Consider the following 209-nt stretch of genomic DNA (forward strand, 5'->3'; position numbering starts at 1 on the left):
CTGATGATTTTTCTTTTAACTTTCTGATAATAATAAATCGTGTCTTTCTTTCGATAAGTGTTAAAATAACAGACTCATTTTTAGTTATTTTCCCAATCATTAAATCAATTTCCCAATGACCAAAGGACTGGCGTAATGCCACTTCTACTGGACGTTGTGTAATAGATTTACCTAAACAGCGTTTATGTTGTTTCAAACGAGTAGGGGTT

Annotated in this window: 1 pseudogene; it reads right to left on the reverse strand. The window is 32.5% G+C overall.

What is annotated here, in order from left to right:
• Positions 1-209 (reverse strand): annotated as a pseudogene (locus tag E4T68_RS09470) (IS30 family transposase); the annotation flags it as partial.

The organism is Granulicatella sp. WM01 (assembly GCF_004570605.1).
Lineage (GTDB): Bacteria > Bacillota > Bacilli > Lactobacillales > Aerococcaceae > WM01.